6 protein-coding genes are annotated in these 3,589 nt (G+C 71.1%); 5 read left to right on the top strand and 1 reads right to left on the bottom strand.

All coding sequences use genetic code 11. From position 1 onward, the window contains the following. A partial coding sequence (locus APM_RS08760; protein ID WP_007423010.1) for a TSUP family transporter occupies positions 1-334 on the bottom strand: 334 nt, incomplete at its 3' end. A 213-nt stretch (positions 335-547) separates the two neighbouring features. Here APM_RS08760 and APM_RS08755 point away from each other — a divergent pair. The 5 genes from APM_RS08755 to APM_RS08735 all read left to right on the top strand — a co-directional run bounded on the left by APM_RS08755 (position 548) and on the right by APM_RS08735 (position 3,420). Further along, complete coding sequence (locus APM_RS08755; protein ID WP_007423009.1) at positions 548-913, top strand: hypothetical protein; 366 nt, start codon at positions 548-550, stop codon at positions 911-913. A gap of 156 nt (positions 914-1,069) precedes the next feature. After that, the gene (locus APM_RS08750; RefSeq protein WP_007423008.1) at positions 1,070-1,387 is read left to right on the top strand and encodes a hypothetical protein; all 318 of its coding nucleotides are present in this window, start codon (positions 1,070-1,072) and stop codon (positions 1,385-1,387) included. Further along, on the top strand, positions 1,384-1,935 hold the full coding sequence (locus APM_RS08745) for a DUF6362 family protein (protein ID WP_007423007.1): 552 nt from the start codon (positions 1,384-1,386) through the stop codon (positions 1,933-1,935). Before APM_RS08750 ends, APM_RS08745 begins: the two co-directional genes overlap by 4 nt. Positions 1,936-1,971: 36 nt before the next feature. Further along, on the top strand, positions 1,972-2,538 hold the full coding sequence (gene efp / locus APM_RS08740) for an elongation factor P (RefSeq protein WP_007423006.1): 567 nt from the start codon (positions 1,972-1,974) through the stop codon (positions 2,536-2,538). Between the two features lie 54 nt (positions 2,539-2,592). After that, positions 2,593-3,420: an inositol monophosphatase family protein gene (locus APM_RS08735; protein ID WP_007423005.1), complete on the top strand. Its 828-nt coding sequence runs from the start codon at positions 2,593-2,595 to the stop codon at positions 3,418-3,420. The last annotated feature ends 169 nt before the right edge of the window (positions 3,421-3,589 follow it).

Raw genomic sequence — 3,589 nt, 5'->3', positions numbered from 1 at the left:
CCGCAAGCCCGGCAATGACGAATTTCAGCGCCGGGCGGGCGACCAGGCCGAGCAGCGCGATGCCCGCCGGCGTGCCGAGCGCGGTGCCGAGAAGGACGGGCAGCGCGCGGTCCCGGGTGATGGCGTGGCGGAGTTCGGCGATCACGCCGAGGCTCATCAGCGTGCCGAGCACGAGGGCGGCGAACACGACATGGCGCGGATCGTCGGAGATCAGCGAGAGCAGCGGCGTGAAGACGACGGCGAAGCCGAAACCGGCGAAGCCCTTGACGAAGCCGGCGGCGAAGGCGGCGAGGGCGGCGGCGGCGAGCAGGGGCGGCGCGAGCGGGACCAGCACCGGTCAGATCCGGCCGGACGGGAAGACGGGCGGGCGGGCGATGAGGCGAACTCCTGCGGACAACACGGCAGCGGCAACGTATCGTCCGGCCCGTGTTGCTGGCAAGGCGGCCGGGCTTGCGGCGGCGGCGGCCGATTGCCACGTCGCGCCACGGTGGAATTTCGCGGGGCGGGGATTTCGCGGCGCCGGCCGGAGCAAGAAGAAGGAGCAAAAATGCGGATCGGAATCAGGTTTGGCGGGGCGGTGGCGCCGGGGGATGCGGTGCTGGTGCAGGAGGGGTTCGCGCCGCCTTCCGGCGCGCGGGTCGTGGGCGGGTTCCGGGCGGAGGAGGTGCGGCGGTTCGGGCATGGGATCGGGTGTTCGTGCTGCGTGCCGCGCGGCGCGGTGGCGGCGGCGCTGACGCGGCTGTTTCTCGACCGGGCGCGGGGCACCGAGGACGGGTCCGGCGATGTGGTGATTGTCGGCGATACTAACGGCGAGGCGGCGGTGCGGGCGGCGGTCGCGGGCGATGTGCTGCTGCGGGCGCGATTTTTTTTCGCTCCTGCCGCGGGCGAAGCCGCGGCGCGAGACGGCGGATAACTTCAATTATTTCAGATGATTGACTGAACATTCGGCTTGGCGATGCTGGCGATCCGCCGACAGGCCCGGTTGCGGCCGCGCGATTCATGTTGTTAGTTTTATTGACATCAATAACCGGCCGGACTAACAATCCGCTCATCAACGAGGAGATGAGCGATGCCCGAACGCCGCATCTGGACCGACGCCGCCGACGAGACGATCCGCCGCATGCGGGTGGACGGGGCGACCTGGGCGGCGATTGCCGCCGTGCTCGGCCTGTCGCGCAACACGATCATCGAGCGCGGGCGGCGGCTCTGCGCCGCCGGCGGGCCGAGCCAGGCGGCGCGGCCGAAGCCGCCGCCGGAGGACGATCCGAACCGCCCGCCGCTGCCGGCCGGGCATCCGCGCTCCTGGGGGCTGCTGACGCGCGGGACGATTCTGGAGGGCACGGCGTTCGTCCCCCTCGCCGCCCCCGGGCGGGAGGATGAGCGATGAGCGCGGTGCGGGCGCGCCGGGCGGGCGAGGTGCTCGGCTCGGGGATCGGCGCCGCGGGGGTGGAACGGCGGGTGGAGATCGGCCCCTGCCCGGCGGTGAGCGGGGCGGCGGACCCGATCGGCGCGATCGCATCAAGGCTGGAGGCGGCGGGGTCGTGCCTGCTGGCGCTGCCGGAGCGGGGCTATTCGCCGCACCTCAGGATCACCCGCTACGAGGTGGTGCGCAGCGCGCTCGACGCCTATGGCTGGGAGGCCTCGCGCATCCGCCCGCCGCACCCCTCGGGTGCGGAGATCGACCGCATGGACGAGGCGCTCGGCTGGCTCGCCGCGATCCCCGAGGAGCGGTTCGTGCTGCGGCGGATTCTCGGCGCGCGGGCGCTGACCCATCCGCTGACCGGGCGGCACCTGTTTCCCTGGCGCAGGCTCGGCGGCGTGCTGGGGGCGGACCACAAATCGGTCCAGCGGTGGCATCGCGAGGGGCTCGGCATCGTGCTCGCGGCCCTGGTGGCGGCGGAGCGCAAACTTGCCGAAAGCCGCGCATCGCGTTAAGCCGCCGCATCCTTATCGCAGTTCGAGTGTGAATTCATGAAGCAGCAGGCGAATCTGATCCGCGCCGGCCAGGTGATCGAGCATGACGGTCGCCGCTGGACGGTGCTCAAGCAGCAGATCATCACCCCGGGCAAGGGGGGCGCGTTCATCCAGGTGGAGATGCGCGACCTCAAGACCGGGAACAAGACCAACGAGCGCTGGCGCACCGCCGACACGGTCGAGCGGCTGATGACGGACAACCGCGACTACACCTATTCCTACACCGACGGCGACAACCTGGTGCTGATGGACGGCGAGACCTTCGAGCAGTTCCTGGTGCCGGCCGAGCTGCTCGGCGATCAGGCGCCGTTCCTGCAGGACAACATGGCGGTGATCGTCGACCTGGTGGAAGGCGACCCGGTGGGCATCCACCTGCCGGCGACGGTGACGCTGGAGATCGTCGAGGCCGATCCGGTGGTGAAGGGGCAGACCGCCTCCTCCTCCTACAAGCCGGCGAAGCTGTCGAACGGGGTGAAGGTGATGGTGCCGCCCTTCATCGAGGCGGGCGAGCGCATCGTCGTCCGCACCGAGGATTCGACCTACGTCGAGCGGGCCAAGGGCTGAGGCCGGGCGCGGCGCACGGGCGCCGCGCCGGACCGTTTTCCGGAGTATCGAGCCATGACCCCCCGCCGTTCCGCGCACATGACCATCATGGTCGCCGCGGCCCAGAAGGCCGCGCGACGGCTCGTCCGCGATTTCAACGAGGTCGAGCATCTCCAGGTCTCGGTGAAGGGGCCGTCCGACTTCGTCAGCCAGGCGGACATGCGCGCCGAGCAGACGATCCGCGAGGAGCTGGAGCGCGCCCGGCCCGGCTACGCCTTCCTGATGGAGGAAAGCGGGGCGCATGGCTCGGAGAACTGGGCGTGGCGGTGGATCGTCGATCCGCTCGACGGGACGACCAATTTCCTGCACGCGATTCCGAACTGGGCGATCTCGATCGCGCTGGAGAAGCGGCTGCCGGAGGGCGGCAGCGAGATCGTCGCCGGCATGGTGATGGCGCCGGCGCTCGACGAGCTGTTCTGGGCCGAAAAGGGCGCGGGCGCCTATCTCAACGACCGGCGGCTGCGGGTATCGTCGCGGCGGGACTGGTCGAGCGCGCTGTTCGCGACGGGGATTCCCTTCGCCCGGACCGCGCCGCGCAACCGCCTCGCCTTCGCCCGCGTGCTCGGCGCGCTGATGCCGGAGACGGCGGGCGTGCGGCGGATGGGCTCGGCCTCGCTCGACCTCGCCTGGACGGCGGCGGGGCGGTATGACGGCTACTGGGAACTCGGCACCCATCTGTGGGATATCGCCGCCGGCGCGCTGATGGTGCGCGAGGCGGGCGGCTACGCCACCGCGCCGGATGGGGGCGATGCGCTGAGCGGCGACATCGTCGCCGGCAACCCGCATATCCACCCGCGGCTGCGCGAGCTGGTGGGCTCGGCGCTGGAGACCGCGAAAACCTGATCCGGGCCGCCATTGAGCGGCATGGGAGACATGCGCTAGTGTCGCACGCGATGCGACATTGCGGCTTCCTCGCGGCGTGCATGGCGGCCGCGTTCATCCTCATTCATCCGGCGCCGGCGCAGGTTGTCGTCAACCCGCAGGCGCTGCGGCAGCTCGGCGGGCCCGCGCC

The organism is Acidiphilium sp. PM (assembly GCF_000219295.1).
GTDB classification, from domain to species: Bacteria; Pseudomonadota; Alphaproteobacteria; order Acetobacterales; family Acetobacteraceae; genus Acidiphilium; species Acidiphilium multivorum.
Note: the sequence above shows the minus strand (reverse complement) of the source record. Positions and strands in the feature narration are given on the sequence as shown.

Coding starts and splice junctions, on each gene's coding strand:
- APM_RS08755 (WP_007423009.1), top strand. CDS start 548: ATGCGGATCGGAATCAGGTTTGGCGGGGCGGTGGCGCCGGGGGATGCG.
- APM_RS08750 (WP_007423008.1), top strand. CDS start 1,070: ATGCCCGAACGCCGCATCTGGACCGACGCCGCCGACGAGACGATCCGC.
- APM_RS08745 (WP_007423007.1), top strand. CDS start 1,384: ATGAGCGCGGTGCGGGCGCGCCGGGCGGGCGAGGTGCTCGGCTCGGGG.
- efp (WP_007423006.1), top strand. CDS start 1,972: ATGAAGCAGCAGGCGAATCTGATCCGCGCCGGCCAGGTGATCGAGCAT.
- APM_RS08735 (WP_007423005.1), top strand. CDS start 2,593: ATGACCCCCCGCCGTTCCGCGCACATGACCATCATGGTCGCCGCGGCC.